The 26641-nt window shown below is 66.9% G+C and carries 26 protein-coding genes and 1 tRNA gene; 18 read left to right on the forward strand and 9 right to left on the reverse strand.

The features are described 5' to 3' along the window. Window positions 1–157: 157 nt before the first annotated feature. Both E3O28_RS10045 and E3O28_RS10050 read right to left on the reverse strand, forming a co-directional pair. Window positions 158–952: an SGNH/GDSL hydrolase family protein gene (locus tag E3O28_RS10045; protein WP_134375245.1), complete on the reverse strand. Its 795-nt coding sequence runs from the start codon at window positions 950–952 to the stop codon at window positions 158–160. A gap of 259 nt (window positions 953–1211) precedes the next feature. Then, a complete protein-coding gene (locus E3O28_RS10050) occupies window positions 1212–2687 on the reverse strand; it encodes a hydroxymethylglutaryl-CoA synthase family protein (protein ID WP_104100612.1) in 1476 nt (491 codons plus the stop codon). A 189-nt stretch (window positions 2688–2876) separates the two neighbouring features. On the opposite strand from E3O28_RS10050, the gene mvaD reads away from it, so the two are divergent. From mvaD to E3O28_RS17245, 3 genes are read left to right on the forward strand one after another with little or no spacing between them, the layout of a single operon-like run. Then, a complete protein-coding gene (mvaD, locus tag E3O28_RS10055; protein WP_241973086.1) occupies window positions 2877–3887 on the forward strand; it encodes a diphosphomevalonate decarboxylase in 1011 nt (336 codons plus the stop codon). Between the two features lie 2 nt (window positions 3888–3889). Next, complete coding sequence (locus E3O28_RS10060) at window positions 3890–4957, forward strand: hypothetical protein (protein ID WP_104100613.1); 1068 nt, start codon at window positions 3890–3892, stop codon at window positions 4955–4957. Continuing rightward, window positions 4954–7329: a hydroxymethylglutaryl-CoA reductase, degradative gene (locus E3O28_RS17245; protein WP_134415823.1), complete on the forward strand. Its 2376-nt coding sequence runs from the start codon at window positions 4954–4956 to the stop codon at window positions 7327–7329. The genes E3O28_RS10060 and E3O28_RS17245 overlap by 4 nt, the downstream gene beginning before the upstream one ends. Window positions 7330–7590: 261 nt before the next feature. On the opposite strand, the gene E3O28_RS10070 is transcribed toward E3O28_RS17245, so the two are convergent. Beyond that, the gene (locus E3O28_RS10070) at window positions 7591–7872 is read right to left on the reverse strand and encodes a helix-turn-helix transcriptional regulator (protein ID WP_134375249.1); all 282 of its coding nucleotides are present in this window, start codon (window positions 7870–7872) and stop codon (window positions 7591–7593) included. Window positions 7873–8053: 181 nt separating this feature from the next. Between E3O28_RS10070 and E3O28_RS10075 the strand changes: the two genes are divergently transcribed. Further along, complete coding sequence (locus E3O28_RS10075; protein ID WP_134415825.1) at window positions 8054–8830, forward strand: DUF222 domain-containing protein; 777 nt, start codon at window positions 8054–8056, stop codon at window positions 8828–8830. Continuing rightward, a complete protein-coding gene (locus E3O28_RS10080) occupies window positions 8799–9296 on the forward strand; it encodes a hypothetical protein (RefSeq protein WP_134415827.1) in 498 nt (165 codons plus the stop codon). The genes E3O28_RS10075 and E3O28_RS10080 overlap by 32 nt, the downstream gene beginning before the upstream one ends. Window positions 9297–9409: 113 nt before the next feature. Here E3O28_RS10080 and E3O28_RS17330 read toward each other — a convergent pair whose 3' ends face one another. Together E3O28_RS17330 and E3O28_RS10090 are read right to left on the reverse strand one after the other, a co-directional pair. Beyond that, the gene (locus E3O28_RS17330) at window positions 9410–9805 is read right to left on the reverse strand and encodes a recombinase family protein (RefSeq protein WP_347232377.1); all 396 of its coding nucleotides are present in this window, start codon (window positions 9803–9805) and stop codon (window positions 9410–9412) included. A 388-nt stretch (window positions 9806–10193) separates the two neighbouring features. Continuing rightward, window positions 10194–10700 (reverse strand): DUF4395 domain-containing protein, encoded by a 507-nt coding sequence (locus E3O28_RS10090; RefSeq protein WP_166784794.1) that lies wholly within the window; start codon window positions 10698–10700, stop codon window positions 10194–10196. 96 nt (window positions 10701–10796) lie between these two features. Here E3O28_RS10090 and E3O28_RS10095 point away from each other — a divergent pair, with 96 nt between their 5' ends. Continuing rightward, on the forward strand, window positions 10797–11150 hold the full coding sequence (locus E3O28_RS10095) for a hypothetical protein (RefSeq protein ID WP_134415829.1): 354 nt from the start codon (window positions 10797–10799) through the stop codon (window positions 11148–11150). Between the two features lie 232 nt (window positions 11151–11382). Here the strand turns inward: E3O28_RS10095 and E3O28_RS10100 are convergent. Beyond that, window positions 11383–11466 (reverse strand) — tRNA-Leu (locus E3O28_RS10100). Between the two features lie 239 nt (window positions 11467–11705). On the opposite strand from E3O28_RS10100, the gene E3O28_RS10105 reads away from it, so the two are divergent. From E3O28_RS10105 to pknB, 7 genes are all read left to right on the forward strand, one after another. Then, window positions 11706–12455 carry a DUF3662 and FHA domain-containing protein gene (locus E3O28_RS10105; RefSeq protein ID WP_134415831.1) on the forward strand — a complete coding sequence of 250 codons (750 nt, stop codon included), beginning with the start codon at window positions 11706–11708 and terminating at the stop codon, window positions 12453–12455. Then, window positions 12452–13036, forward strand: a complete 585-nt coding sequence (locus tag E3O28_RS10110; RefSeq protein ID WP_104100622.1) for an FHA domain-containing protein — start codon at window positions 12452–12454, stop codon at window positions 13034–13036. The genes E3O28_RS10105 and E3O28_RS10110 overlap by 4 nt, the downstream gene beginning before the upstream one ends. Window positions 13037–13040: 4 nt before the next feature. Beyond that, window positions 13041–14270, forward strand: a complete 1230-nt coding sequence (locus E3O28_RS10115; protein WP_134415833.1) for a PP2C family serine/threonine-protein phosphatase — start codon at window positions 13041–13043, stop codon at window positions 14268–14270. A 7-nt stretch (window positions 14271–14277) separates the two neighbouring features. Next, on the forward strand, window positions 14278–15660 hold the full coding sequence (locus E3O28_RS10120) for an FtsW/RodA/SpoVE family cell cycle protein (protein WP_134415855.1): 1383 nt from the start codon (window positions 14278–14280) through the stop codon (window positions 15658–15660). Further along, a complete protein-coding gene (locus E3O28_RS10125; RefSeq protein ID WP_104100625.1) occupies window positions 15660–17111 on the forward strand; it encodes a penicillin-binding protein 2 in 1452 nt (483 codons plus the stop codon). The genes E3O28_RS10120 and E3O28_RS10125 overlap by 1 nt, the downstream gene beginning before the upstream one ends. Continuing rightward, on the forward strand, window positions 17108–18811 hold the full coding sequence (locus E3O28_RS10130) for a protein kinase (RefSeq protein WP_104100626.1): 1704 nt from the start codon (window positions 17108–17110) through the stop codon (window positions 18809–18811). Before E3O28_RS10125 ends, E3O28_RS10130 begins: the two co-directional genes overlap by 4 nt. Window positions 18812–18874: 63 nt before the next feature. Then, a complete protein-coding gene (gene pknB, locus E3O28_RS10135; protein WP_104100627.1) occupies window positions 18875–20584 on the forward strand; it encodes a Stk1 family PASTA domain-containing Ser/Thr kinase in 1710 nt (569 codons plus the stop codon). Window positions 20585–20608: 24 nt separating this feature from the next. On the opposite strand, the gene E3O28_RS10140 is transcribed toward pknB, so the two are convergent. The 3 genes from E3O28_RS10140 to E3O28_RS10145 are packed head-to-tail and all read right to left on the reverse strand — an operon-like array spanning window position 20609 to window position 22248. Then, complete coding sequence (locus tag E3O28_RS10140; RefSeq protein ID WP_134342744.1) at window positions 20609–21247, reverse strand: gamma-glutamyl-gamma-aminobutyrate hydrolase family protein; 639 nt, start codon at window positions 21245–21247, stop codon at window positions 20609–20611. Then, on the reverse strand, window positions 21244–21405 hold the full coding sequence (locus E3O28_RS16350; RefSeq protein ID WP_146067669.1) for a DUF4175 domain-containing protein: 162 nt from the start codon (window positions 21403–21405) through the stop codon (window positions 21244–21246). The genes E3O28_RS10140 and E3O28_RS16350 overlap by 4 nt, the downstream gene beginning before the upstream one ends. 9 nt (window positions 21406–21414) lie before the next feature. Further along, window positions 21415–22248 carry a class E sortase gene (locus E3O28_RS10145; protein WP_134415835.1) on the reverse strand — a complete coding sequence of 278 codons (834 nt, stop codon included), beginning with the start codon at window positions 22246–22248 and terminating at the stop codon, window positions 21415–21417. A gap of 83 nt (window positions 22249–22331) precedes the next feature. Here E3O28_RS10145 and E3O28_RS10150 point away from each other — a divergent pair, with 83 nt between their 5' ends. From E3O28_RS10150 to E3O28_RS10170, 5 genes are all read left to right on the forward strand, one after another. Next, a complete protein-coding gene (locus tag E3O28_RS10150) occupies window positions 22332–22577 on the forward strand; it encodes a cell division protein CrgA (protein WP_104100630.1) in 246 nt (81 codons plus the stop codon). 267 nt (window positions 22578–22844) lie between these two features. Beyond that, window positions 22845–23339 carry a DNA starvation/stationary phase protection protein gene (locus tag E3O28_RS10155; RefSeq protein ID WP_104100631.1) on the forward strand — a complete coding sequence of 165 codons (495 nt, stop codon included), beginning with the start codon at window positions 22845–22847 and terminating at the stop codon, window positions 23337–23339. Window positions 23340–23415: 76 nt separating this feature from the next. After that, window positions 23416–24492 (forward strand): acyl-CoA dehydrogenase family protein, encoded by a 1077-nt coding sequence (locus E3O28_RS10160; protein ID WP_134342742.1) that lies wholly within the window; start codon window positions 23416–23418, stop codon window positions 24490–24492. Then, entirely contained in the window at window positions 24486–25871 is a 1386-nt protein-coding gene (locus E3O28_RS10165) for a bifunctional PIG-L family deacetylase/class I SAM-dependent methyltransferase (protein ID WP_134415837.1), read from the forward strand. Before E3O28_RS10160 ends, E3O28_RS10165 begins: the two co-directional genes overlap by 7 nt. Further along, window positions 25868–26587 (forward strand): glycosyltransferase family A protein, encoded by a 720-nt coding sequence (locus E3O28_RS10170; RefSeq protein ID WP_104100634.1) that lies wholly within the window; start codon window positions 25868–25870, stop codon window positions 26585–26587. The genes E3O28_RS10165 and E3O28_RS10170 overlap by 4 nt, the downstream gene beginning before the upstream one ends. Window positions 26588–26641 lie beyond the last annotated feature (54 nt).

The raw sequence follows: 26641 nt of genomic DNA on the forward strand, positions 1-26641 counted from the left end.
CTAGACAGTCAGAAACCTAGACAGGAAGCGGCGTGCGGCCGTTAAGGCGCTCCGAAACACCCACAGATGAAGCAGGAGAGCCAAAATCTCCGTCGAATTCGTTCGCGGCGTCGGCAGGCCAGTGCCCGGGGAGCCGGGAACCGGGACTGCTACCGAGTTACAGCGCCGCCTGGATGGCCGCCGCGTAGGCCTGGTAGCCGGCGGGGGTCGGGTGGAAGGCATCCGGACCAGCGAAGTAGACCCACGAGTCGACGTCTCCGATGCCGTGGCCCGCGAAAGCCGCGGACACGTCGACGTATTCGATGCTGGAGTTCGGTCGGATTGCCTGGGCCTGGGCTACGACGCCCTGGATGGTCTGGTTTAGCAGCATGGTTGCCCCGTTGAGCTGGGCGATCAGCGGGTTAGCCGAGGGGGCAAAGAGCAGCGGGTAACCGGTGACGACCACGTGGGCATTCGGGGCGGCCGCCGCGACGCGCGCGTAGGTGTCGGCCAGACGGGCTGTAAGCTCGCCGGAATAGATCAGGGCGCCGGCGGTGGAGATGGCGTTCCCGCACGCGACCGGATCCGCGGACGCGCACGCCGCCGCCACGCCGGCCACATTCAGATCGTTGCCGCCCACGGTAAGTGTCACCAGGGTGGTCCCCCGGTTCAGGGACGACAGCTGCGTGGTGGTCACAGTCCCGGTGGTGGCCAGGCTGCAACTGACGTTGCGCAGCAGGTTCGTGCCCTTCACCGCGTCCAGAAGGGCGGGGTAGCCGTTCGGGCTCTGCAGGCAGCTGTCCACGTAGTCACCGCCGCCTTGCCCGGCCGCGTAGGAGTCTCCCAAGGCGACGTACTTGTTGGCCGGGGCCGTGGGTGCGGCGGATGCCGGTAGAGCACCAGCGGCAAGCACGCCCGAGGCGGCGAGGATGGCGGCGAGGACGCTGGACAGGAGTCGGATTCGGGGTTTCATGGCCCGACTTTACTCGGATCTGCGCTCTAGGTGCAGGGTTGATTTCGGCACGACCTCAGCGACTCCCGGAAAGCGGCCTGGCGCTCAGCCAGCTCGGCTTTCTGGGCTGCCTGTGCTGACGGTGCCGACCTCACCAATTCGACGGAGATTTTGCCGGGATCACCCCGATCGGTGCGAAAAACCGGGTCCCGGAGCAAAATCTCCGTCGAATTGGTTCGCGCGCTCAGGGGATTGAATCGCGCGTCAGGCGGCAAGAACGTCAGGCGGTAAGGGGCACGTAGCGGTAATACTCGATGCCCTGGTCGTAGAAGTCGGGGCCGTTCGCGGTGCCGAGGTGGTCGACGACGAACTGGTCCTCGGCCGGGGCCGGCACGAGGTCACCGGGGCGCCCCTCGTGCAGCGCGATGTACTGCGCCTCGGTCAGGTCGACCGGGCCGTGCAGGGCGGTCTCGAAGTTGATGCGTGCGGCGGCGGCCTGCCAACCCTCGGCGACCCGCATCGGGAGAGCCTCGGCGGCGTCGCCGCTGCCGTAGCCGAGCGCCAGCCACTCCTGGCCGGCGAGCTCGAGGCCCTCCGTCAGTGCGTGCTGCAGACCGGATGCGAGCCACGCCGGCAGGGCGGCCGTGTAGAGGTTGCCCAGGTCGCGCATGGCGTCCGAGCCGAGGCCGAGCTTCTCGCTGACCAGGGTGTTCCAGACTTCGGTGCTGCGCAGGTGCTGGCGCAGGCGGCGGGACAGCGGGAAGACGTCACCGATGATCTCGCCGATGTCGGCCCCGTTTCCGTGGAACGGCGAGGGTGCGCACATCTCGGCGAGCAGGAGGTCGGCGTCGATCCCGGCATCCGCGCAGTGCGCGCGCAGCTGGTCGCGGCCCGATTCCTCGTCGGCCGCGAGCGTGAACAGGTAGGCCATCACCCAGCCGGTCGCCGGCATCTGGTGGTACGGGCGGTGCATGAACACCCGGTCGACCTCGTTGAAGTAATCGAGAGAATTGCCGGGGCGCTTTCCCAGCATGGCCGTCATCGCGTGGTGGGTCGCGTCGATGTAGCAGCTGGTCGAGTACCGGCCGTTGAACACGGGCAGGTCCTGCATCTGCCCGTCGTCGCGGGGCGGCTGCCCGCGGAAGCGCGCGAACGGCTTGCGGAAGTCGGCCACCCGGTAGTCGGAGTCGCTGCCGGACCCGGCCAGATTTACTTCCAGCAGTCGGGCCTCGCTTTCCAGGAGCACAGCGACGGCGCCTGCACCTTGGGTGGGCTCGCCGCTGCCGCCGCGAGCGTATTCGGCGATGTCGGCGGAGACGACGATGGCCTGGCGGCCCACGCCATCCGTCGCCAGGTAGCGCAGGGCGGCCTTGATGCCGTAGACGCCGGCGAGGCAGGCCTGCTTGAACTCGGGCACCTCGCAGTCGCGCGCGAGCAGCGGCATGCCATGGGCGGTGAGGGCATCGTTGACCATGCCCTTGACGATGACCGCACCGGCCGAGTTGTCGCTGCTGGATTCGGTGCCGAGGGCCAGGAGGCCGACCTGACCGGGGTCGATGTCGTAGTCGCGGATCAAACGCCACACCGCGTTCGCCGCGAGCGTGTAGACACTTTGGCCTGGGCCGCGCATGCGGAAGCTGCGTCCAACGACGTTCCGGACCTTCCCCCACGGCTGGTCGTTCCAGTCGCACCAGGCTTCGAGCTGCACCCGGTAGGGCGGCACGAACAGGGAGAATCCACTAATTCCAGGCGTCAACAGTTCCCTCTTCAGGTTTGGCGTGGTTGTTCACCCACACCGGGTCTCAAACGCACCACTCCATTATCAACGGATCGGTTGGTGAAAGTGGTGACCAGGATCAGATCGTCAGGCGGAACCGACCCGATCACGGCGGTGCGGCCCCCCGGGAAGCGACTAAAATCGAGTGAACCCGATCGGAGCACCACTGTGGACCAACCCATCGATGGTGGCGCCACCGCCGTGGCCCGCGCGCACAGCAACATCGCCCTCGTCAAATACTGGGGCAAGCGCGACGCCGCCCTGAACACGCCCGCGGTCGGCTCCATCTCGGTCACGCTCGACGCGCTCTACACCGACACCCGCGTCACCTTCACGCCCGGTCTGGTCGCCGATGAACTGTGGCTGGCCGGATGCCGCATCCAGGCCACGCGCATCAGTCACGTTCTCGACCTGGTGCGTGGGCATGCCGCCAGCATGGGCCTGTCCGCCGCCCGACTGAACGCCATCGTGACGTCGACGAACAACTTTCCGACCGGGGCCGGCCTCGCCTCGTCGGCGTCCGGCTTCGCCGCCCTCGCGGTTGCCGCGTCCGGCGCCGCCGGCCTCACCCTGGCCGACCGGGAACTGTCGATCCTGGCCCGGCACGGCTCGGGCTCGGCCGCCCGCTCGATCTTCGGCGGCTTCGCCGAGATGCACGCCGGCACCGCCGCCGACGGATCGGACGCCTACGCGGAAGAGCTGCTCGACCGGGCGGACTGGCCGCTGGCGGTCGTCGTGGCGATCACCGAGCACGGCGAGAAATCGATAAATTCCACTATCGGCATGAACGAGAGCAAGGCCTCCTCGCCGTTCTACCAGGCCTGGCTTGACTCGGCCGACGACGACCTCAACGAGATGCGCTCCGCCATCCGTGACCGCGATTTCGCCCGGCTCGGGCAGCTCTCCGAGTACAACTGCCTCAAACTGCACGCCCTGATGCTCACGACCCGACCCGCACTGATCTATTGGAACGCCGCGACCGTCGCCGCGATGCACGCCGTGGCGGGTCTTCGCGCCCAGGGCGTGCCGGCCTATTTCACCATCGACGCCGGGCCGCAAGTCAAGGTGCTCTGCCTGCCCGGCGACGCCGCCGCGGTTCAGCGGGCGATGGTGCTCGTGCCCGGGGTGCTCGAGGCGCGCATCAGCGCGCTCGGCCCTGCCGCCTGCCGGCTGGAATGACCATGGCGACGACTCTGCCGACGCCTCCGCCGAAGCCGACGATCCGGGCGTCCGCGCCCGGCAAGCTCTTCCTGCTGGGCGAGTACGCCGTGCTCGAGGGCGCGCCGGCCCTGCTCACCTCCGTCGACCGACGCGTAGAGGTGACGGTCGACGAGTCAACCACGGGCTCCTGGCAGGTCAGCGCGTCCAATTTGGGCATCCGGAACCTGGTGTTGGGCACGGATGGCGCCCTCCCGGCCGGGCTCACCGACCAGCAGCGCGACCACCTCCGCGTCTTCGACCAGGTGCGCGTCGCCGTGCAGGCCGCTGCGCTGCAGGCGCGGGTGCTGCCGCAGAGTCAGACCCCGCTCGCCATCACCATTGACAGCAGCGCGCTGTCCCGGGGCGGCCACAAGCTCGGCCTCGGTTCCAGCGCCGCCACCGCCGCCGGCCTGACCGACGCCCTGGCCCGCGCCCTGGGCCTGACGCTCGACCGGGACGAGCTGTTCCGCCTGGCCCACGCCGCCCACCGCAGCGCGCAGAACGGCGCCGGCAGCGGCGGAGACGTGGCCGCGAGCGTGCACGGCGGGTTGATCCGCTATGCCCCGGGTGCCGCAGTGGTGCCTCTGCGCTGGCCGGAGGAGCTCTGCATTTCGGCCGTCGTCACCGGCGAAGGTGCGCTGACCACCCGTCTGGTGGGCCGCGTGGCCGACTACGCCGCCGAGAACCCCGCCCGGCACCGGGCCGACCTCGACCGGCTGAAACACCTCGCCGAACAGGCCGAGGCGGCGCTGGCCAGCCCGGCCGATTTTCTGAGCCTCGCCTCCGACTACTTCGCGGCGCTCACCCAACTCGACGCGCATGCCCAGGCCGGCATCGTGAGCGAGCGACACCGTGAACTACACGCCCTCGCCCGGCGCAAGGGCGGCATCTTCAAGACCAGCGGGGCCGGCGGCGGAGACGTCGGTCTGGCCTTTAGCTACGCTGGAGAACCCACCGAGCGACTCGCCAGGGCACTCGCCCGGGCCGGGGCCGCCATCGTCCCGCTCGGCTTCTTCGCCGCCGGCCTACAGGGAGGCACCGCGTCATGAGCCGGTCCCGCATCCCCCGCTTCTACCAGTTGTCGGTCAGTGAACGCATCGCGCTCCTCCGGCAACGTGGTGTCCTGTCGACGGATGCCGCCGCGCACCTCGCAGACGGAACGTCCGCCCTCGACGTGGAGGCCGCCGACCGGTTGATCGAGAACGTGATCGGCGTCTTCTCAATGCCGATGGGACTCGGCCTGAACTTTCGGATCAACGGCCGGGACCACCTGGTGCCGATGGTGGTCGAAGAGCCCTCGATCGTCGCCGCGGTCAGCTCCGCGGCCCGGCTGGTGCGCCAGGCCGGCGGGTTCACGAGCGTCGCCGACGAGCCGCTGCTGATCGGCCAGATCCAGGTCGTCGACCTTATCGACCCCGAGCGCGCCCAGGCTGACCTGCTCGCGCGCGGCGACGAGCTCGTGGCGTTGGCCGACAGCGGGCATCCGAAAATGGTGGCGCGCGGCGGCGGCGCCCGCGGCATCGAGGTCTTTTTGCGCGGTGCGACGGCGCAGAACGGCGAACTGCTCGTAGTGCACCTGCTGGTCGACACCCGCGATGCGATGGGCGCCAATCTCGTCAACTCGATGTGCGAACGGCTCGCCCCACTGGTCGAGGAGATCAGCGGCGGCCGCGTGTTCCTGCGCATCCTCTCCAACCTCACCGACCGGGCCCTGGTGCGCGCCCGTGCCGTGATCCCGCACGCGCTGCTCGAGACCGCCGACTTCCCCGGCGAACGCGTGCGCGACGGTATCGTGCTCGCAAACGAGTTCGCGGCCATGGATCCCTACCGGGCCACCACGCACAACAAGGGCATCATGAACGGCATCGACGCCGTCGCCCTCGCCACCGGCAACGACTGGCGGGCGATCGAGGCGGCGGCCCACGCCTACGCCGGCCGCGGCGACGGCTACGGCCCGCTCACCACCTGGAGCGTGAACGACGCCGGCGATCTCGTCGGCGAACTGACCATCCCGTTGAAGGTCGGCACGGTCGGCGGCCAGGTGGAGTCGAACCCGGCCGTACGGCTCGCCCACACGATCCTCGGGGTGTCTTCAGCGCCCGAGCTGGCCGAGGTGATGGCCGCCGTGGGGCTGGCCCAAAATCTGGCCGCCCTCAAGGCCCTGTCGACCAACGGCATCCAGCACGGCCACATGCGCCTGCACGCGCGGGCCGTAGCGGCTGCCGCCGGCGCCAGTGGAGCCCGGTTCGAGGAGGTCGTCGAGAGGCTCATTGCCGACGGCGAGATCAAGGTGTGGAAGGCGCGCCAGATCATGCAGGCCCTCGAAGAGAGCAGCGACGGCGACCGGGCCATTGAGCCGGCCGCGCCGGATGCCGGGTACGGCACCGCCGCCGCCGTCGCCTTGCCCGCGGCTCACCCCGCACCCACGGCCACCCTTACGCCCAGCGCTTCCGCCACGTGCGCTGCTGCCCTCACCCCCGGCGCCCCCGGCCCGGATGCCCACCTCGGCTACGGTAAAATCATCCTGATGGGCGAGCATTCCGTCGTCTACGGCTACCACGCGATCGCCGCGCCGATCGGTCTGTCGGTGCGCGCGCAGGTCACCCGCCAGGCGTCGCTCCGCGAACCGGTCATCGCCGACCGGGACGTCGACGGCTCGGTGCGCGAACCGATCCGAGCAGACCTCTCGCACCGGGTGGCGGCGCTGATCGTCACCCGGCTCGGCGTGTCCGACGCCGGCCTTCGGGTCGACGTGTTCTCTCACCTGCCGCGCGCCAGCGGCCTGGGTGCCTCCGCCGCGTTCGCGGTGGCATTGATCCGCGCCGTCGCCGACAGCTTCCAGCTCACGATCAGCGACGCCGAGGTCTCGAGCCTCGCCTTCGAGTGCGAACAGATCGTGCATGGCACCCCGTCGGGCATCGACAACACCGTCGCCACCTTCGGCCGGTCGGTTCTTTTCCAGAGATCGGATGCCCCGGGCGGCCACACGATCCGCGACATCTTCACTCCCCACCCGATCCCCATCGTCATCGGGCTGTCCGGGGTGGAGTCGCTCACGAAGCAGACCGTGGGCCTCGTGCGCAGCGCCTGGCAGCGCAACCCCGCGCGCTACGACGCGATCTTCAGCCAGATCGACGGGCTGGTGTTGGCCGGGGTAGACGCGCTCCGCCGTGGCGACATCGCCGAGCTCGGCGAACTGATGAACATCAATCAGGGACTGCTCAACGCGCTACAGGTGTCGAGCCCGGAGATCGAGTCACTCGTGGCAATCGCCCGCCGCGCCGGCGCCCTCGGAGCGAAGCTGACCGGTGGCGGGGGCGGCGGCGCCATGATCGCTATCGCCGAACCCGGCGGCACCGAACCGATCATCACCGCGATGCGCAGCGCCGGCTACACGACTTACCTCACCGAGATTCGCTGAGCACCCGAAATTCGAACCTGTATTTGAGGTATTCGGAGCTGGGCATCTTGCCATTCCCGACAGCGATAAAAGGCGATTATGGCAGTCGTCCACAGGTTTCACACGTAGTTATCCACACCGGGCGTTCCAGTAATTATGCGGGCAAAAGCCACATTTCACTCTGCTGTCCACAGGGTTATCCACAAGGCTGTGGATAGACGTATCTTCGACGTCTGCCAGGCCGGCCTGCCCGCCTCGCGGCGCAGGTCTCAATCGGCGGCCCTACGGCGGGCCCACGCGCCCCGGCCACAGGTCGACACCCAAACCGTTCTCCAGACGGGCCACGGTCGCCAGGTCCGGCCAGGACCGTCCGTGCAGCACCGAGAGCAGTGTCGTGTGGTCGAGCCCGGCATCGCGCGCCACGGCGCGCACGCTCCGCTCGCCGATTGCGGCCTGCACGTTCACCGCGAACTGACGGGCCACCTCGCCGACGGCGCCCGCCGACGGCACGTCGGGCCACCCCACCACGAGGTCACGGGGAGCAGGTCGCGCCGGTCTGGACATAGCCCGAGCGTAGACGACGGATGTCCCCCTCGGATCGCCCACCCCAACCCGTCAGTCGAATCCACGGTGGTCGGGCTGGTCGAGACCCGGTGAGCCGCTCTCTGAACTTGTGAACAAACCTTCGAGATAAACTCTGAATCGAGTCTCTAAATACTGACAGACTATCAACTCTGTGTTCGCTTTGAGGTATCATCGTATCACGATCAATCTCGCGGATGACCTCAGGCAAGCGGCCGAGGCCGTCGCCCTGCTGGGTTCCTCGAGTGCCGATTATGAGGCGCTGGCTGATGCCGCAGTATTGTCCGGTCAGAAGCAGATCGCGGCGGCTCGCCGCCTGCTCGACACCCGCGCCGCGTGGATGGCCGGCACCATCGCCCGGCGGTCCCGGCCGGAGTTGGGCCACTCCGGGTTGGCGGCGCAGCAGGGGTTTCTCTCGCCGGAGGCCCTCATCCAGAAGTGGACCGGCTCCTCGAAGGGCGACGCCTACAAAATGGTCGCCGTCAGCACCATGATGGCTGATGCCGAAGCAGCCGAGAAGCAGGTCGAGGCGGCGCTCTCCTCTCCCGACGCGGATGCCGCCGAGGTCGCCGAGTTCGAGGCGAAGGTGCCGTGGCAGGCTCCGATCGCCCGGGCCGTCACCGCCGGAACCCTCTCCGTCGACGCGGCCGAGTCGATCCGCTCAGGGCTCGGCCAGATCGACGCCGCGGTCACCGCCGAGAAGCTCGGTGCGGCACTCGAAGCGCTACTCACCGAGGCGTCGTCACTGAATGCCGACGAGGTCTTCAAACGGGCGAGACGGATGCGCGACCGGCTCGATGAGGCCGGCATCGCCGCCCGCGAGAAGCAGGCCTACGACGACCGATACATGCGGGTCTACCGGCTGGGCAACGGCGACGTACGACTCAGCGGGCTGTTCGCGCCCGAAGATGGCGAGTTCGTGCTCTCCACCTTCGACTGAGCAGGTCAACGAACACGGGCCGGCCGAACCCGCCGCTCACGGGCAGATCGAGGGCCACCCTTTCCCCATCTCCCAGGAAACCATCGACCGGCTGCTCTGCGACGCCGGCACCCGCGGCATCAAATTCGACGACAACGGCCAGATCATCAACGTCGGCCGCGACGAACGACTCTTCACCGAGAAACAGCGCGCCGCGATGGCCGTGCGTGACGGCGGATGCCTCTGGATCGACTGCGACAGATCACCGGCCTGGAGCGAAGCCCACCACATCAACGAGTGGTCGAAAGGCAACGGCTACACCGACCTCGCCGACGGGGTACTCCTCTGTCATCCCCACCATCTGCTGCTGCACAACCAGCATTGGACGATCAGCCGCACCGGAACTCAGCATTGGTTGCGGCCACCGGTGGAGGTTGACCCGAAGCGGACACTGATCGCTCTGCCGAGCAAGCGGGCGAACCTGTAGGGCGGGACGGGTCGCCGGGTCTCGACGGGCTCGACCACCGGGGCTGAAACTACCGGAACGACAAAGGCCCCCAATCTCTCGGGGGCCTTTCTGTCCCACTGGGTGGACGGCAATCAACCCATCGTGTTCGCTGTGGGTTGATTGCAAAACTCAAAACTTCGGCCTGACCCCGTGTGCTGGTTGCGTAGTTCCTCGCGATTCTTCTGAATGATCTTGCCGATCCTCTGGCGTTCGACGAAAATCTTCTGAAAATTCATGGAATCGAGGGACACGCCTCCGCTGGCTCCACCGCGCTGTAGCGCCCGCGAGCGCAACGAAAGCTGGAACGCCTTCCTGAACCGCCTACACCCGTGTGTGGTGTGGTGCAGTTTCTGGTCATCGACGATGTCTTTCGCCTCGCGCAGTGACCGGGCGAGGCGGTCGAGCTTGGTGACCACAAGCGTGTCCCCGGCCCGGCATGCAGCCAGCGCTTCTCGTAGTCCTGGCCGCGCCCGGTTCGTGCCGGTCACCCTTGATCGGTGAACGTCCGACTATCGGGCACCCGGTAGATATAGATCCAGCACATACGTCGGCGACGGGCGTCCCAACAGCGAATGCTGGAATGGATGTGCGCCAACTCACCGGTGACGACCTGGAACTCATTGCGAAAGCCGGAGCGCGCGAGCTAACGGCGATTGTCGCCGTGGCGTGAAAACCCCGTGCGGCCGCGATCGCCAAGTTCTTGCCGAAGAGAAAGCGACCGCTGATGCGGCGAGCTCGGTTGCTGGCTAGTTCGACCATGAGTTGTCACGGGACGGCCGGGTGCCTCACGAACGGATAGCTTCCCATAACGCCGTTGACAGTTCCTGATGAGGCAACCCGACCGAGCTGTGGTTCTGCGGCGTGGACCCGACCTTTTCACCTTGCTGCTGCGTGAGGAAGAATTAGTCTGTACAACCACGATCCGAGACACCAATGGGTCGTGGTGAGAATTGTGCCGCCGAGAGCTACCATTCCTCCCAGCACGATTCCCAGCGCTGATAATCCGAAATAGAAGGACAAGGCCGCACCTGCAAGTAGCACGGTGGACAGCAGGTAGGAAAACCGTCGTGGACTCGGCGTGGGGGGAAGCGCCGGAGCGCGAAACATATGGCGAACGACCAAGTTATAGACCAGATCGAGAATCATGCCACGGGGAAATAGTGCACCTGTGAGAGGAACGATTGCACCCAATCCAAGAATGATAGGCGACTGCAAAATCAATCCGAGAACGATCAAGACAGTGCCCACTGCCGGTGTGAATCGTAGGGGCCATGCGTAACAAGACTTGGCTTCATCATCGAGGCCTCCGAATCCCTGCTTATCCAGATTGGTCTTCGTTAGTTCTCTCAGTGCCGCCACCTTCGATTCCTTAATGCTGGCCATAGGCAACCCCATTTCGCAGACAGGGGCTATTCGTCTTTTCTTAAGACATCTCAATGTTCCTAGGATATCGAACCCATGCCTCCGGCCCGGCGATGAGTGTTCACTCCCACTCCCGGCACCTACATGGCAATCGACCGTGCCAGTGGCAAGCGCGTCACCAGACCCGTCACACCAGTGACCGTCACCATCCCGATGGATGCCGGAGCCCCAGCCGAACGGAATCAGGACCCCCGGTTGGCCGTGAAGCACCTCCAGAAGTTCGCCTTCAATTACCTCGCGGCGACCATCGCCGCCGTGTCATCGAACCTGCGGAAGATATTCGACTTCTTCGTGAAGACCGCCGAACGTGACAGCGGCGAAAGTCTCTCCCGAGAACGCCGACGCAAAGAAGCCACCGGAACACCGTTGAACAAACACAGCGCACTTCCCGCCCTGGCACCGCCGCAGTAACGGAAACCAACGCCAATTCCGAACGTCACCCCGCGCACCGAACGCTTCAGCTTGCCCACCAGCAGGCTGATTGGCGTTTAAAGCGCAAACCCCCGAGCGGCGAGCGTTAAAACGGCCACCGAACGCGCACTGAGTCGTTAAAAGAAGAAGGCCGGCCGAGCATTTCTGCTCAACCGACCTGTCCACTTGGATTTCATGACAACCATTCCTGGATTTCCTGAAACACCCACTGTGCGCGAGGGGGGACTTGAACCCCCACGTCCTTTCGAACACTGGCACCTGAAGCCAGCGCGTCTGCCAATTCCGCCACTCGCGCGAACTTAGGCAGATTAGCACTTTCCGAGGGCACAACGCCATTCGAGACAGGCAGGCCGCGCGAACACAGGTCTGCGCGGCGTGCCGAACATCCTGAACACGCGCCCGATATGCGCCCGACATGGTGACCCGGACTGGCTCCCGTAGGATGACAACCCTCACCGGGTATTGCCCGGCGGGTGAGTTAACACTTGAGACAAGTAACATGCTCATAGCCGAAAGGATCGGATCGGGAGACCTGTGGGCATTCTGGATAGTTTTGAAAAGGGTCTCGAACGCGCCGTCAACGGTGCGTTCGCCAAGACCTTCAGGTCGGGGCTGCAACCGGTTGAAATCACCTCAGCACTGCGTCGCGAACTCGACACAAAAGCAGCGGTCGTGTCCCGCGATCGCATTCTCGCGCCCAATCGCTTCACGGTGCGAATGAGCCATGCCGACTTCCAGCGCATGTCCGCCCTTGGCCAGACCCTCCTAGACGAACTCACCGAACTCGTGCAGCTGCACGGCCGCGAGCAGCGTTACCAGTTCGCCGGCGGCGTCTCGATCACCCTGTCCGCGGATCGCGGCCTCAGTGAGGGCATGGTCCAGATCGACTCCAGTACGATCAAGGGCAGCGTCGCCTGGATCCCCGTGGTCGAGGTCAACGGCAAGCGCTATCCCCTGACGCAGTCGCACACGGTCATCGGCCGCGGGAGCGACGCCGACATCACCATCGACGACTCCGGCACCTCTCGCCGGCATGTCGAGATCCTCTGGGACGGCTCCCGCGCCCAGGTGCGCGACCTCGGCTCGACAAACGGCTCCCAGCTCAACGGTTCACCGGTCATGCAGGCCATCCTCGAGCCCGATTCAGTCGTCACCATCGGCCGCACCCGCATCGTCTTCCGGGTCATCGCGCAGGCATCCTCTTCCGAGCCGGTGACCGAGCGTCACCGCGACGGCGGCCGCGAACGTCACGACATGGACGGATTCTGGGGACCCACCGCATGAGCGTCAGCGAGCTCACCCTGCTGGTGCTGCGCCTCGGCTTCCTGCTGGTGCTCTGGCTCTTCATCTTCGGCATCGTCTATGCCCTGCGCAGCGACCTGTTCGGCCAGCGCGCCCGCAAGATGCAGGCGGATGTCGCTGGCTCGGCCGGCGCGCCCGCCGCGTTCCCGAGCGCCACGCCCGTGCCGAGCGCCACCCAGCCTCCCGCCGCCGCGGCCTCCGCGCCGACGGAGCAGTTCACGGCTCGGCCTGGCCCGGCGTTCACCGCCGTGGACGACAAGGCCACCAGCCAGAACGCGACCCGCCTCGTGATCACCTCCGGCCCGAAGTCCGGCACTGAGTTCCCGCTCACCGGCGACTCGATCACGATCGGGCGGTCGGGCGACTCGAGCCTCGTCATCCGTGACGACTACACGTCCACCCACCACGCGCGTCTGATGCTCTGGCATGACAAGTGGATGATCCAGGATCTCGATTCGACCAACGGCACCTTCCTGGATGGCAACCGTTTGGCCGTGCCGACCCCGGTCCCCCTGAACACCACCGTCAAGATCGGCGCAACCAGCTTCGAGCTTCGGCGGTAGCTGCATGGCGACAGTCAGTCACAGCGCGGCCGCGTCCCACGTTGGAAAGATTCGGTCCAACAACCAGGACTCCGGCTATTCCGGGCGCCATCTCTTCCTGGTTGCCGACGGCATGGGCGGGCACGCCGGCGGCGACGTCGCTTCGGCGATCGCCACCAAACGCATCATGGATGCTGACCGGGACTTCCAGTCCCCGCAAGACGCCGAGTTCGCCCTGCAGGCGGCGCTGATCGCCGCGAATTCGCAGCTCGCCGAGACCGTGTTCGAGCACGCCGAACTCACCGGCATGGGCACCACCGTCAGCGCGCTGATCGTGCTGGAAGACGAGGTGGCGATCGCGCACATCGGTGACTCGCGCATCTACCTGCTCCGCGAGGGCGAACTCTCCCAGATCACCATCGACCACACCTTCGTACAGCGGCTCGTCGACAGCGGCCGCATCACCGAGGCGGAAGCCATGGTGCATCCGCGCCGCTCGGTGCTCATGCGCGTGCTGGGCGACGTCGAATCGGCGCCGGAGATCGACACCTCCATCCTTGCGACCTTCCCCGGTGACCGCTGGCTGATCTGCTCCGACGGGCTCAGCGGCGTGGTCTCTAATTCGGGCATCGCCGCGGCCCTGCTCAGCCCACTTGACGCCCAGGGCGTGGCCGATCGCCTGGTCAAGGAAAGCCTCGACGGCGGAGCCCCTGACAACGTCACCATCGTCGTCGTCGACATCGGCTCACCCGCCGAACGCATCGACATGCCCATCGTGGTCGGGTCGGCATCCGCTCCCCTCGCCTTCGGCGAGGAGCCCACCCGCGGCCGGGCGCTGCGCATGTCGAGCTTGCGCCTGCACCCCGTGCGTGAAACGCACTTCGAGCCTGACTCCCAGGACTATCTCTCGGAGCTGATCGAGGAAGACAATCGCCGGGCCCGCCGCCGCAAGATCACCTGGCTGGTCGGCATCATCCTGCTGATTCTGGCCATCGTCGGCGCCGGCTTCCTCGGCTACCGGTGGACCCAGTCCCGTTACTACGTGGGGGTGGAAGGCAGCACGGTCGCCATCTTCCAGGGCGTGCAGCAGGACCTCGGCCCCCTCTCCCTGTCCTCCGTCTTCGAGGACACCGACCTGGAGCTGTCCGAACTGCGGGTCTACGACCGGCAGCAGGTCGAAAAAACCATCAGCGCAACCTCCCTCGCGGATGCGTTGCTCATCGTCGAACGGCTCCAAGATGCCAGCGTCCAGTAACCGGTCCATGACGACGGATGCGCCTGCGCGCCCGCCCCGCACAGGTCGCGTGCGCCGACTGCACCTGCCCCAGAAGCTGCGCAACCTCGAGTTGGTCCTGCTGCTCATCGCCTGCGGCATCAACGCGGCCACCGTTGTGCTCGTGCAGCTCGGCGCGCTCGGCCGAATCGACACGACACTGGTGCTGCTCGGCGCCGGCCTGTCGGTGCTGGTTCTGGCCATGCACGTGGTGCTGCGCGTCGTGGCCCGCGAGGCCGACCCGTTCATCCTGCCCATCGCCACCCTGCTCAACGGCCTCGGCATCGCCATGATCTACCGCATCGACCTGGCCAACGAAGAGTCCGGCTGGGCCAGCGCCTCCGTACGCCAGACCGTGTGGAGCGCCCTGGCCATCGGCTGCGCGATCGCGGTCATCCTGATCATCCGCAACCACCGGGTGCTGTTCCGCTACACCTACATCGCCGGGTTCGTCGGTGTGGCACTGTTGCTGCTCCCGCTCGTTCCCGGCCTCGGCCGCGAGGTCAGCGGGGCGCGCGTCTGGATCGGCGTCGGATCCTTCGCCACCTTCCAGCCGGGCGAGATCGCGAAGATCGCCCTGGCCGTCTTCTTCGCCGGCTACCTCGTGCGCAACCGCGACAGCCTCTCCATGGTGGGCAAGAAATTTCTTGGCATGCGTTTCCCGCGCCTGCGCGACCTCGGCCCGATCCTTGTCGTCTGGGCGCTGTCCATGTCCGTGATCATCTTCCAGCGCGACCTCGGAACCGCCCTGCTCTACTTCGGTCTATTCCTGGTCATGCTCTACCTGGCCACCGGCCGCCTCAGCTGGGTGCTGCTGGGCATGTCCCTCTTCCTCGGCGGTGCCCTCATCGCCAGCCAGACCCTGGACTACGTCAACGGCCGGTTCCAGAACTGGCTCGACGCCCTCAACCCGGATGTCTACGGGGCCGACGGCGGCAGCTACCAGCTGGTGCAGGGGCTCTTCGGTCTCGCCAAAGGCGGGCTCATCGGCACGGGCCTGGGCCAGGGGCGTCCAGAGATCACCCCCGTCCCCCAAAGCGACTACATCATCGCCAGCCTCGGCGAGGAACTCGGCCTGGCCGGCATCTTTGCGATCCTCGCGCTCTACCTGCTCCTCGTCGCGCGCGGCTTCCGCATCGGCTTCGCCGGCAATGACGACTTCGGCAAGCTGCTCGGCGTGGGTCTCTCCTTCGTCATCGCCCTGCAGTGCTTCATCGTGATCGGCGGCGTCACCCGTGTGATTCCCCTCACCGGTCTGACCACACCCTTCCTCGCCGCCGGCGGGTCCTCCCTCGTCGCGAACTGGATCATCGTGGCCCTGCTCCTGCGCCTGTCCGACACGGTGCGCAACCAACCCAGGCTGGTGGTCTGATGAATCGTGAACTCAAACGAGTGAGCATCGTGGTCATGCTCATGTTCGTGGCCCTGCTCGTCTCCACGACAATCGTGCAGGTCTTCCAGGCAGACAGCCTGTCCGCGGATGCCCGCAACACCCGCACGCTCTACGACAGCTACTCCGTCGAACGCGGTCCGATCCTCGTCGCGGGCGAGCCGATCGCCCAGTCGATGCCCGCCGACGATGAATACAAGTTTCAGCGCACCTACAGCAACGGGCCGCTCTACGCCCCGATCACCGGGTTCATTCCGCTCAACGGTGCGCCCACCGGGCTGGAGCATTCCCTTAACGGCGAACTCAGCGGAACGTCCGACGCCCAGTTCTTCGACAAGATGAACGCCCTGATCACCGGCCAGAACCCCAAGGGGGCTTCTGTGGAGGTCACGATCGACCCGGTCGCGCAGCAGGCCGCCTGGGATGCCCTCGGCGACCTCACCGGCTCCGTCGTCGTCTCCGAGCCGGCGACCGGTCGCATCCTCGCCCTGGTCTCCAAGCCCAGCTACGACCCGAACCTGCTCACCGTGCACGACAACCAGCAGGTCACCGACAACTATCAGTCGCTGCTGAACGACGACGGTAACCCGCTGCTCAGCCGCGCCACCAAAACCCTCAACCCACCCGGCTCGGTGTTCAAGCTGGTCGTGATGACGGCCGCCTTGGAATCGGGCAAGTTCACCCCGGAGAGCACCTTCCCGAACCCGCCCACGTACCAGCTGCCCGGCTCGTCGGCGGTCGTCATCAACTCCGGCGGCGGCACCTGCGGCGGAGGGGACACCGTCACTCTCGCCACCGCCCTGCGTCTCTCCTGCAACATTCCACTGGCCGAACTAGGTCTGCAGCTGGGCAACAAGGCCATTCGCGACACGGCCGAGAAGTTCGGCTTCAACAGCGACTATTCGATCCCCCTCGACGTGTCTCAAAGCGTGTACCCCACGGTTCTCGACGACGCCCAGACCGCACTCTCGGCCTTCGGCCAGACGGATGTCCGTGCGACGGCCCTGCAGATGGCGATGGTTTCAGCCGCGATCGCCAACGGCGGCCAGCTGATGACGCCCAACCTCGTCGACAAGGTGACCGCACCGGACCTGAGTCCGATTCAGGTCTTCGAGCCGGAAGCAATGAAACGGGTGATGAGCGCCGAAACGGCGGCAACACTGAACCAAATGATGGTCAACGGAGTCCAGGATGGCGCCGCCAGCAATGCAAGAATAGACGGGGTCAAGGTGGCAGGTAAAACGGGCACGGCGGAGAACGCCGAGGACGAGCCCTACACCCTGTGGTTCACCGGATTCGCTCCTGCGGAGGATCCGAAATATGCGATCACCGTTCTCGTTGAAAATGGCGGGGGACTTGGCCAGACAGGGTACGGCAATCTGCTTGCCGCACCTATTGCAAAGGAAGTACTAGAGGCGGTGCTGAACAAATGAGACCCACATCAGGGCTCACCTTCGGGGGACGATACGAGCTGCAGTCCCGGATCGCCATTGGCGGGATGGGCGAGGTTTGGAAGTCGATCGACCTCGTAATCGGTCGCACGGTCGCCATCAAGATTCTCAAGGACGAGTACCTCGGTGACCCTGGGTTCCTCGAGCGGTTCCGCGCCGAGGCCCGTCACGCCGCGCTCGTCAACCACGAAGGCATCGCCAACGTGTTCGACTACGGCGAAGAAGACGGCAGCGCCTTCCTCGTGATGGAACTCGTACCCGGTGAAGCACTGTCCACCATCCTCGAGCGCGAGCATGTCCTCCCCGCGGACAAGGTGCTGGACATCGTCTCCCAGACGGCCGCCGCACTTCACGCCGCGCACGCCGCCGGACTCGTGCACCGCGACATCAAGCCGGGCAACCTGTTGATCACGCCCGAAGGCCGCGTCAAGATCACCGACTTCGGCATTGCCCGCATCGCCGACCAGGTGCCGCTTACCGCGACTGGCCAGGTCATGGGCACCGTGCAGTACCTCTCACCCGAGCAGGCCAGCGGCCGCTCCGCCTCGCCGACCACCGACATCTACTCGCTCGGCATCGTCGCTTACGAAAGCCTCGCCGGCCGCAGGCCGTTCACGGGCGAGTCCCAGGTCGCGATCGCCATGGCGCAGATCAATGAGACCGCCCCCGACCTGCCCGACACGGTGTCGGAGCCGGTGCGCAACCTGGTGATCTCCTGCCTGGCCAAGAACCCCGCGGACCGTCCGGCCTCGGCCGCGCACCTGTCCCGTGCCGCCGCAGCCCTCCGCCGCGGCGACATCGCGGCCGCTGCGGCATCCGTGCCTGCCATCATGAACGGCGTCACGCCCACCTCCGCGACCATGTTGATGCCCGGCGCCGGCGGAATGCAGGCCACGACCGTGCTGCCCACCGGAGCGCCCGCGACGCGTGCCTCCGCGACGGCGGAACCCGAGGAAAAGAAGCGCAGCCCGTGGACCTGGCCGCTGATCGGCCTGATCGGCCTGCTCGCGCTCGTACTCACCGGCACCCTGATCGCCCTGTTCACACAGGACAACACGACGCCGGTGGAGACGCCGACCACGTCGGCACCGGCATCGGTGACTCCGTCCCCGAGTAAAACGCCCACCCCCTCGGCGACCCCCGCGCCATCGCCGACCCCAACGAGCAACACCGTCGAAGTCAGTCTGGCCGACTACCAGGGACTGACCAGCACGGAGGCGCGCGACAAGCTGTCCGGGCTGGGATTCGTAGCGGATGTCCAAGCCGGCAACGCGGCCACCACCCCGGAGCAGATCGCCGACACCGTCTACGACGTGAACCCCACCGGCCCGGTGACGAAGGGTTCCACGATCACGGTCACGGTCTACGCCCCCGCCGTCACCCCCGACGACCCGACCGCGGCGCCCACCGTCGCCCCCGCCTCGGTCGCCGCCGGAGCAGAGGCCACGGTCACCTGGGCTGCACAGTCCTGCCCAAGCGGCCAGACCCTCTCCGGCTATGAGGTCGTGGCCGACGGCGACGCCGTCTCCCCCGGCCCGATCAGCCCGGACGCCACCTCTACGAAGATCACCGCGGGTCCCGACGCCGGCACCTTCACGGTCAAGTTCCGCTACATCTGCGGCCAGGTCGCATCGGCCTACTCGAAGTCCAGCACACCTGTCACCGTCACCCCGGCGGCGTAGCGGAGGCTCAGGAAGGTACGGCTAAAATACGGTGAACTGTGTGCGCGAGCTGGGAGTAATGCTTTGACTGATGAAGGCCGTCTGCTCGCCGGTCGTTACCGGGTGGGTGCGCTCCTCGGGCGAGGTGGAATGTCCGATGTGCACATCGGCACCGATTCCCGGCTCGGCCGCACGGTCGCGATCAAGCTGCTCAAGTCATCGCTTGCCGCCGACCCGGCATTCCGCACCCGCTTCCGCCAGGAGGCGCAGGCGGCCGCCCGTATGGCTCACCCCACCATCGTGCGCGTCTTCGACGCGGGCGAGGAGTCTGTCTCCGAGATCGGCGGCCACGAATCGCAGATCCCGTTCATCGTGATGGAATACGTCGACGGTCGACTGCTCAAGGACATCATCCGCGAGGGCGCGGTTCAGCCCGACGAGGCCGTTCGCATCATCGTCGGCGTTCTGACAGCCCTCGAATACTCTCATCGCGCGGGCGTCGTGCACCGCGATATCAAGCCCGGCAACATCATGATCACCAAGACAGGTCAGGTCAAGGTGATGGACTTCGGCATTGCCCGGGCCATCTCCGACTCCTCGACGACCGTGGCGCAGACCACGGCGATCCTGGGCACCGCCTCCTATTTCTCCCCCGAGCAGGCCAAGGGTGAATCGGTGGATGCCCGCACCGACCTCTACTCCACGGGCGTGGTCCTGTTCGAGATGCTCGCCGGTCGCCCTCCATTCCGCGGTGACTCCGCCGTGGCCGTCGCCTACCAGCACGTCAGCGAAGCCCCGGTCGAACCGAGCTCGATCAACTCCCGGGTGTCCCCCGCACTCGACGCCGTCGTGCTGCATTCCCTGGCGAAGGACCGTTTCACGCGCTACCAGAGTGCCGTGGAGTTCCGCACCGACGTCGAGCTGGCCGGGTCAGGGCAGATTCCGGAGTACCACACGTCCGATGACTCCAGCGGCGGGCTGTTCGCTGCTGCCCCGCTGGCGGCTTCCGGCTCCGAGCTCGCGCTCAAGCAGCTCACCGAAGACGAAACCATGGTGCGCACGCAGCGCCGCCCACCCGTGATCTGGATCTGGGCCGGTATCCTCAGCGTCATCGTCATCGTGCTCTCCGTCATGATCTGGGCCTTCAGCCTCACGCCAAGCGTTGATCTGCCCGACAACTCGCGCCGGGTGCCGTCGCTCACCGGATTCAGCTATGAGAACGCCCAGAATTCACTTCTGGACCGTGACCTGGCCGCGATCCGGGCCGAGGAGGCCAGCGCCACGGTGCCCAAGGACCAGGTGATCCGCACAGACCCTCCGGCAGGCACGATCGCCCAGCCGACCGACCTGATCGAGGTTTATGTCTCCACCGGCGCCCAGCCGGTCGACGTCCCGGATGTCACCAACCTGCCCCTCGCCGATGCCCAGACCGCGGTGACGGACCTCGGTCTCACCGCGGGGTCGGTCACTCGGGAGAACTCTCCGACCATCGCCGCCGGTCTGGTGCTCCGAACCGACCCAGTCGCCGCGACGACGGAAAAAACCGGTGTCACGGTCGATTTCATCGTCTCCAGCGGCCTCGTAGCCCTCCCCGACCTCGAGGGTCAGCTCCTGAGCGCGGCGATCGATATGCTCGCCGCAGCCGACGTGCAGTTGTTCCCCATCCCCACACCCGATGAGACATGTCCCCAGCAGGATGGCTCGCCGGTGACCCAGCAGTCCCTGGCTCCGGGCGACGTGCCCCAGAAGTCCGAGGTTACGCTGGTCTACTGCACCGGCCCGGCTGCCGACTGAGTCCCGGCCCGGCGGCTGACTGCCTCAGCTGAGCTTCAGCAGGGGAGTGAGCCCCTGGGCCGTCTTCCGGGCGCCGGGCAGTCCGGCCAGAACCAGCCAGTTGGCCACCATCAGGTAGCCGCCCTCGGTCAGCACCGACTCGGGGTGGAACTGCACACCCAAAATGGGGGCGCTCACGTGCCGGAGCCCCATGATCACGCCGCCCTGCGTGCGTGAGGTGACGATCAGGTCGCTCGGCACGGTGCCGTCGACGACGGCGAGCGAGTGATACCGCGTCGCCGAGAACGGCTGCGGCACGCCGGCGTAGAAGTCGCTGCCGTCGTGCGTGATCAGGCTGGTCTTGCCGTGCATGAGTTCTTCGGCGTTGGTGACCGTGGCCCCGAAGGCCTCGGCAATCGCCTGGTGCCCCAGGCAGACGCCGAACAGGGGCTGACCGGAACCGAGGGCGGCGCGCACGATCGGTACGGAGACGCCGGCGTCGGACGGCTTGCCGGGACCGGGTGAGATGAGCACGCCGTCAAATTCCGCGATGCGGGCCGCGGCCTCCTCCGGCTCGAAGGCATCGTTGCGCAGCACGACCGTTTCGGCTCCGAGCTCCATCAGGTAGCCGTTGAGCGTGTAGACGAAACTGTCGTAGTTATCGATGACGAGGATGCGGGTCATGGGCTTCCTACCGTGACTTCCTGATTGTTGACAATGGAATCCACCCATGGGAACGCCCAGGTGGCAAGCACGAACAACATGGCTGTGAGCAACACGAACACCAGCACGATCCGGAGCCAGACCGGTCCGGGTAGAACCCGCCAGAGAGCAGCGTACATCCGAGCCTCCTAGCCCTGGGCCTGGGCCTGGGCATTGATAACGGTCGCGACTTCGGCCGGCGGGCCGGCAGATGTCGGTTGCCACGCCTCGAGAACACCGTACGCGATGATGCGCTCGGCCGTGGAGAGCAGGGGATTGCAGCTCGTGAGCGTGATGAACCGGTCGACGGGCGCCACATCCGGATTGTGCGGCACCGGCGCGATCACGTCGACCGCGGTCGGGGCGACGTACTCGAGGTCGCGGAACCGGTAGGTGTAATAGCCATCGGCGGTCTGAACGTAGATCGCGTCGCCCAGCTGGAGTTCGTTGATCAGGTGCATGCCACCGCCGTTAGCGCTGCGGTGCGCCGCCAGGGCGAAGTTGCCGACCTCACCGGGCATCTGGGTGTCGGGGTAGTGGCCGATCCCCGACCGGGAGCTGTTGAGCACATTGTTACCAATCCCCTCGGCGATGGACCGGTGATAGTCCGCCCCGAATCGCGGCACGTAGAGCACGGCGAAGGATTGGGCGCTGGGGGGAGCCTCACGGACGACCGGGTCACCGAAGTCGGCCGGGGCCGACTCCCCCGGGTCGGTTGTCTGCGGGGTATCCGCGGCCTGATCGCGACTGGACCGCTCGTCGTCAATCCAGGTCTGGCTGATCTCGGCCGCCGCCTTCGACTGCTGACCGGCCATAATCATGTCATTCCACCAGAGTTGCCAGCCCAGGAATGCGAGCACGAGAACGCCGGCCGTGATGAGCACCTCGCCGATGATCCCCACGGTACTGAGTCGCGGGCGACTCTTGTGGCGGGGGGCGTGGCGGGTCGCCTCTGCGGGAGGCTGATCTGCTCGCTCGGACATGGTCTCAATTCTAATCGGGGAGGTGGGTCCTCTCTGCCGGGCGCCTGCCGGTCGATCCAGCCAAAGACGCTAGAATCGCAGGCATGTCACGCTCGAATCCCCGCAGCAAGCCCGCCCGCACCGAGGTCGCCCGCTCCGGCGAGGCCGGTCCGAACGCCGTGTGGTTCAAGCCGGTGATGTTCGGTTTCATGCTCATCGGGCTGGCCTGGATCATCGTCTTCTACGTGAGCCAGGGAACGCTGCCCGTCGCTGGTTTCGGGTCGTGGAACATTCTGGTCGGTTTCGGGATCGCCTTCGTCGGCTTCCTGATGACCACCCGCTGGCGCTGATCCCGCCCTTATCCGGCCCGGTTATCACACCTGTCGAGACCCCGTCCCGCACCCCCGCGACGGGATAATGACAACGGTGTAATTATCCCCATGTGGACAAACCTGTGGATAACTTTTCCGGGAGGCGACCGCGGCCGAACCGCTCGCTGAACCCCGGCACTGTGTCTCACATTGTGCACCTGCTAAGGTGCTGTGTGAAACCAAGCGGGGGCACCGGCCGAGACGCGGTCGAGACGTGTTTCCGCTGTGTGAGAAGAGGCGTAACTCATGAAAGCATCAGCAGAACTCGGCTCCAACCTGCAGTCCGTTCTCGTCGACCTGATCGAGCTGCACGTGCAAGGCAAGCAGGCGCACTGGAGCGTCGTGGGCAAGAACTTCCGGGACCTGCACCTCCAGCTCGACGAGATCATCGACGATGCCCGACTATTCACCGACCAGCTGGCCGAGCGGATGCGCGCGCTCGACGCCCTGCCGGACGGCCGAAGCGAGACGGTCACGGCGACCACCCACCTGCCCAAGTTCCCCGCCGGAGAGGTGGACACCTCGGAGACCGTCGGCCTGGTCACCGAACGCCTCGACGCGGCGGTCGACAACATCCGTGCCGTTCACGACGCGGTCGACGAGGAAGACCCAACGAGCGCCGACATCCTGCACGGCTTTATCGAGAAGCTGGAACAGTACGCCTGGATGGTCAGCGCCGAGAACCGCACCCCGCGCAAGGCGCCGGCCAAGGCCCCGACCAGGCCAGCCGGCAGGGCCTGAGTCGGAAGCTGCGCCTCCTGTTCCACGCACCTGCACACGGAGCCTGGTGTGGTCGGTACCAAACCAGGAGGTCGGTTTGACGAGGATAGAAAGTCCGCGACCGACCTGGCTGACCGTGCCCGGGAAACGCACGGCGGAGTCCAGCCTGCGTGACGCCGCAACGGCTGCCTTCGCAGTGAACGGAGACGCGGGGCGGGCTCTGGGGCTCTCCCGCGCGCTCGGCGGCTCCGTTCCCCGACCAGGGTCAGGGCGGACGCTGCGCCTGCTTGAAACCCTGGCTTCCCTGGCCGCCGCGGACCTCACGGCCGCGCGGGTAGCCGAGGCGCACCTGGACGCCCTCGCCATCCTCGACCAGGCCGCCCTGCATCCGGCCGGGCTCGTCGCGGGGGGCAGCCCGGAACCGAGCTGGGGCGTCTTCGCCGCCGAGGCCGCAGGGTCTCGTCTCGAGGCGAGACTGGTCGGCGGCGAACGGTGGCGTCTCGACGGCACGAAACCCTGGTGCTCGCTCGCCGGCTCGCTCAGCCACGCCCTGGTCACGGCGAACACCGCGGCCACCACCCAGCGGCTGTTCGTGGTCGACCTGGCCGACCCCGGCATTACCGTCCGCACGGACGCCTGGGTGAGCCGAGGGCTCCCCGCCGTGCCGAGCGGACCGGTCGAGTTCCGAGGCACTATGGCCCGGCCGGTCGGCGACGACGGCTGGTACCTCCGCAGACCGGGCTTCGCCTGGGGTGGGATCGGCGTCGCGGCCTGCTGGTGGGGTGGCGCCGTGGGTCTGGCCAGGCGGGTCTGGGAGTCCGTACTCGAGCGAGAGCCCGATCAGATCGCGCTCGCGCACCTGGGCGCCCTCGACCTCGCACTGACCGCCGCCGGGACCTCCCTGGCTGCCGCCGCGGCGGCGATCGACGCCGGGGACGCCGTCGGCGACCAGGGCGCACTCCTGGCAGCGCGGGTGCGCGGCCAGGTCGCGCGCACGGTCGACGAGGTGATCACCCGCACGGGCCACGCGCTCGGCCCAGCGCCGCTCGCCTTCGACGCTCGGCACGCTGGGCGCATCGCCGATCTGCAGCTCTACGTTCGCCAGCACCACGCCGAACGGGACGACGCGGCGCTCGGCCGCCGACTACGGGACGCCGGGGTATCCCCGTGGTGAACTTCAGTCACACGGATGCTGGCACGGCCGAAACCGTGTGGACGGCGGTGCACGGTGATGCGGCCGGCGTGCAGGCACTGCGCATCGACGGATTGCGCCGACTCGTCGTGGTCGCGTCGCATCCCGACGACGAAACGCTCGGTGCCGGCGGGCTGATCGCCCGGGCCGGGGGAGCCGGAGTTCCGGTGACGGTTGTGGTGCTCACCAATGGTGAGGCCTCCCATCCCCGGTCCCGTACGCACGACCCCGGGCGGCTTGCGGAATTGCGCCGGGTTGAGGTGACGGCTGCCGTCACCGCCCTGGCGCCCACGGCCCTGGTGCGCCTGGTCGAGCTCCCCGACGGATCCCTCGCCGAGCGCCCGGAGGAGGCGTCCCGGGCGATTTCCGTCGAACTCGGGGCCGGCGGGCCGGGAACCTGGTTGGTCGCCCCCTGGAGCCTGGACGGCCATCCTGACCATGCGGCGGCGGCCGAGGCCGCCCGCCACGCGGCCCGCGGCCGAGGTGTCAGCCTCTTCGAATACCCGATTTGGGCCTGGCACTGGTCCACCCCGGGGGACCCGATCTGGTCGGACGGCGTGCTGCGAACCCTTGACCTGGCGCCCGAAGACCGTCGGCGTAAATCTAGGGCAATGGCTCTGCACATCAGTCAGGTGCAGCCGCTGTCCGAGCTGCCCGGCGACGAAGCGATCATCCAGGCGGCCTTCGGTGCGCACTTCGAACGCGAGTATGAGATTTTCATCGAGATCGAAACTGAGAAAGAGTCGGGGAATAGAGCGAGTCTGGCCGGGGATTTCTTCGAGGAGTTCTACGCCGGGAACCGTGACCCGTGGAGTTTCGAAACTCGCTGGTACGAGGAGCGCAAGCGGTCACTGACCCTGTCGGCGCTGCCTCGGAAACGCTACCGAGCGGCGCTGGAACTGGGCTGCTCGATCGGCATGCTGACGGCTGGTCTTGCCGACCGGTGCGACACTGTCGCCGCGGTCGACATCGCCGAGCAGCCGCTCCAAGTCGCCCGCGCCCGGCTGGTATCACGCCCCAGCGTCACTTTCGCACGGCTCACCCTACCCACCGAGTGGCCGGAGGGCTCCTTCGATCTCATCGTGTTCTCCGAGGTCGGGTACTACTTCTCGGCGGAGGAATTGCGAGCGGTTCTCGGGCGATGCCGCGATAGCCTTGCTGCCGGTGGTGTGCTCGTGGCCTGCCACTGGCGGCATCCGGTGCCGGAATATCCACTGACCGGCGACCAGGTGCACGCAGAGCTCGGCAGGCTGGCTGGGTTCGAGCGCACGGTTGAGCATCGGGAACGCGACTTCCTGCTCGAGGTGTTCGAAGCCGCGCCTGCTCGCTCGGTCGCACAACGTGAAGGCCTGGTTCCGTGAGCGGCCGCGGCGCGATCGACAGAATCATCGTCGTGGTACCGGCCCGCAATGAGGAGGAGCTCCTGCCGAGATGCCTGTCGGCATTGGCCGTGGCCGTCGGAGAGGTCGGCGGGGTGGCCGGTCAGGCGCCGCCGGTCATCGACGTCGTGGTCGTGCTCGACCGGTGCAGCGATGGTACAGCCGACGTCGCCTCGGAGTGGCCGATATTCGCGAGCATCCAGACGAACGGTGGCGCCGTCGGCGTTGCCCGCCGCGCCGGGGTGCGGCACCTTGTGCCGACCTCTGACCGGTTCACCTCGGCGACGTGGATCGCGACGACGGATGCCGACTCCGCTGTGCCGCCGAACTGGCTGACCGTTCAGCTCGCATTCGCCCGCAACTCCATCGATCTCGTCCTGGGAACCGTGGTTCCCGACGACGGGTTGTCCGACGGAGGCAGGGAACGGTGGGACGCCCAGCACCGCCTGGTCGAGGGCCACACCTATGTGCACGGTGCGAACCTCGGAGTGCGCGCCGACCGGTATTTGCACGCCGGAGAATTCGCGCGCGTCGACGGGCATGAGGACGTGCGGCTGGTCTCCGCCCTGCGTAGTCTCAGGGTGAGCGAGATTCGCACCGAACTGATCCCCGTTGTTACCTCCGGTCGCCTCGCCGGGCGCACTCCAGAAGGATTCGCCGGCTATCTGCGTGATCAGGCGGCCGAAGCCACTTCCTAGGGGAGTGAGTTCTCATCGTTTGGTTGTGTCGCTCCCGGAAGGTCGCGGGCTGAC

It is taken from the genome of Cryobacterium sp. TMT2-14 (assembly GCF_004402465.1).
GTDB lineage: Bacteria > Actinomycetota > Actinomycetes > Actinomycetales > Microbacteriaceae > Cryobacterium > Cryobacterium sandaracinum.

What these genes read in the sequence shown, in the direction of transcription:
- E3O28_RS10070 (WP_134375249.1), bottom strand. Translation starts at nt 7,872, where the DNA reads ATGTCCAGACCGGCGCGACCTGCTCCCCGTGACCTCGTGGTGGGGTGG.
- E3O28_RS10140 (WP_134342744.1), bottom strand. Translation starts at nt 21,247, where the DNA reads ATGACCCGCATCCTCGTCATCGATAACTACGACAGTTTCGTCTACACG.
- E3O28_RS10150 (WP_104100630.1), top strand. Translation starts at nt 22,332, where the DNA reads ATGTCACGCTCGAATCCCCGCAGCAAGCCCGCCCGCACCGAGGTCGCC.
- E3O28_RS10080 (WP_134415827.1), top strand. Translation starts at nt 8,799, where the DNA reads ATGGCGAGTTCGTGCTCTCCACCTTCGACTGAGCAGGTCAACGAACAC.
- E3O28_RS10060 (WP_104100613.1), top strand. Translation starts at nt 3,890, where the DNA reads ATGGCGACGACTCTGCCGACGCCTCCGCCGAAGCCGACGATCCGGGCG.
- E3O28_RS10090 (WP_166784794.1), bottom strand. Translation starts at nt 10,700, where the DNA reads ATGGCCAGCATTAAGGAATCGAAGGTGGCGGCACTGAGAGAACTAACG.
- E3O28_RS17245 (WP_134415823.1), top strand. Translation starts at nt 4,954, where the DNA reads ATGAGCCGGTCCCGCATCCCCCGCTTCTACCAGTTGTCGGTCAGTGAA.
- E3O28_RS10120 (WP_134415855.1), top strand. Translation starts at nt 14,278, where the DNA reads ATGACGACGGATGCGCCTGCGCGCCCGCCCCGCACAGGTCGCGTGCGC.
- E3O28_RS16350 (WP_146067669.1), bottom strand. Translation starts at nt 21,405, where the DNA reads ATGTACGCTGCTCTCTGGCGGGTTCTACCCGGACCGGTCTGGCTCCGG.
- E3O28_RS10115 (WP_134415833.1), top strand. Translation starts at nt 13,041, where the DNA reads ATGGCGACAGTCAGTCACAGCGCGGCCGCGTCCCACGTTGGAAAGATT.
- E3O28_RS10045 (WP_134375245.1), bottom strand. Translation starts at nt 952, where the DNA reads ATGAAACCCCGAATCCGACTCCTGTCCAGCGTCCTCGCCGCCATCCTC.
- E3O28_RS10145 (WP_134415835.1), bottom strand. Translation starts at nt 22,248, where the DNA reads ATGTCCGAGCGAGCAGATCAGCCTCCCGCAGAGGCGACCCGCCACGCC.
- E3O28_RS10155 (WP_104100631.1), top strand. Translation starts at nt 22,845, where the DNA reads ATGAAAGCATCAGCAGAACTCGGCTCCAACCTGCAGTCCGTTCTCGTC.
- E3O28_RS10110 (WP_104100622.1), top strand. Translation starts at nt 12,452, where the DNA reads ATGAGCGTCAGCGAGCTCACCCTGCTGGTGCTGCGCCTCGGCTTCCTG.
- E3O28_RS10125 (WP_104100625.1), top strand. Translation starts at nt 15,660, where the DNA reads ATGAATCGTGAACTCAAACGAGTGAGCATCGTGGTCATGCTCATGTTC.
- E3O28_RS10130 (WP_104100626.1), top strand. Translation starts at nt 17,108, where the DNA reads ATGAGACCCACATCAGGGCTCACCTTCGGGGGACGATACGAGCTGCAG.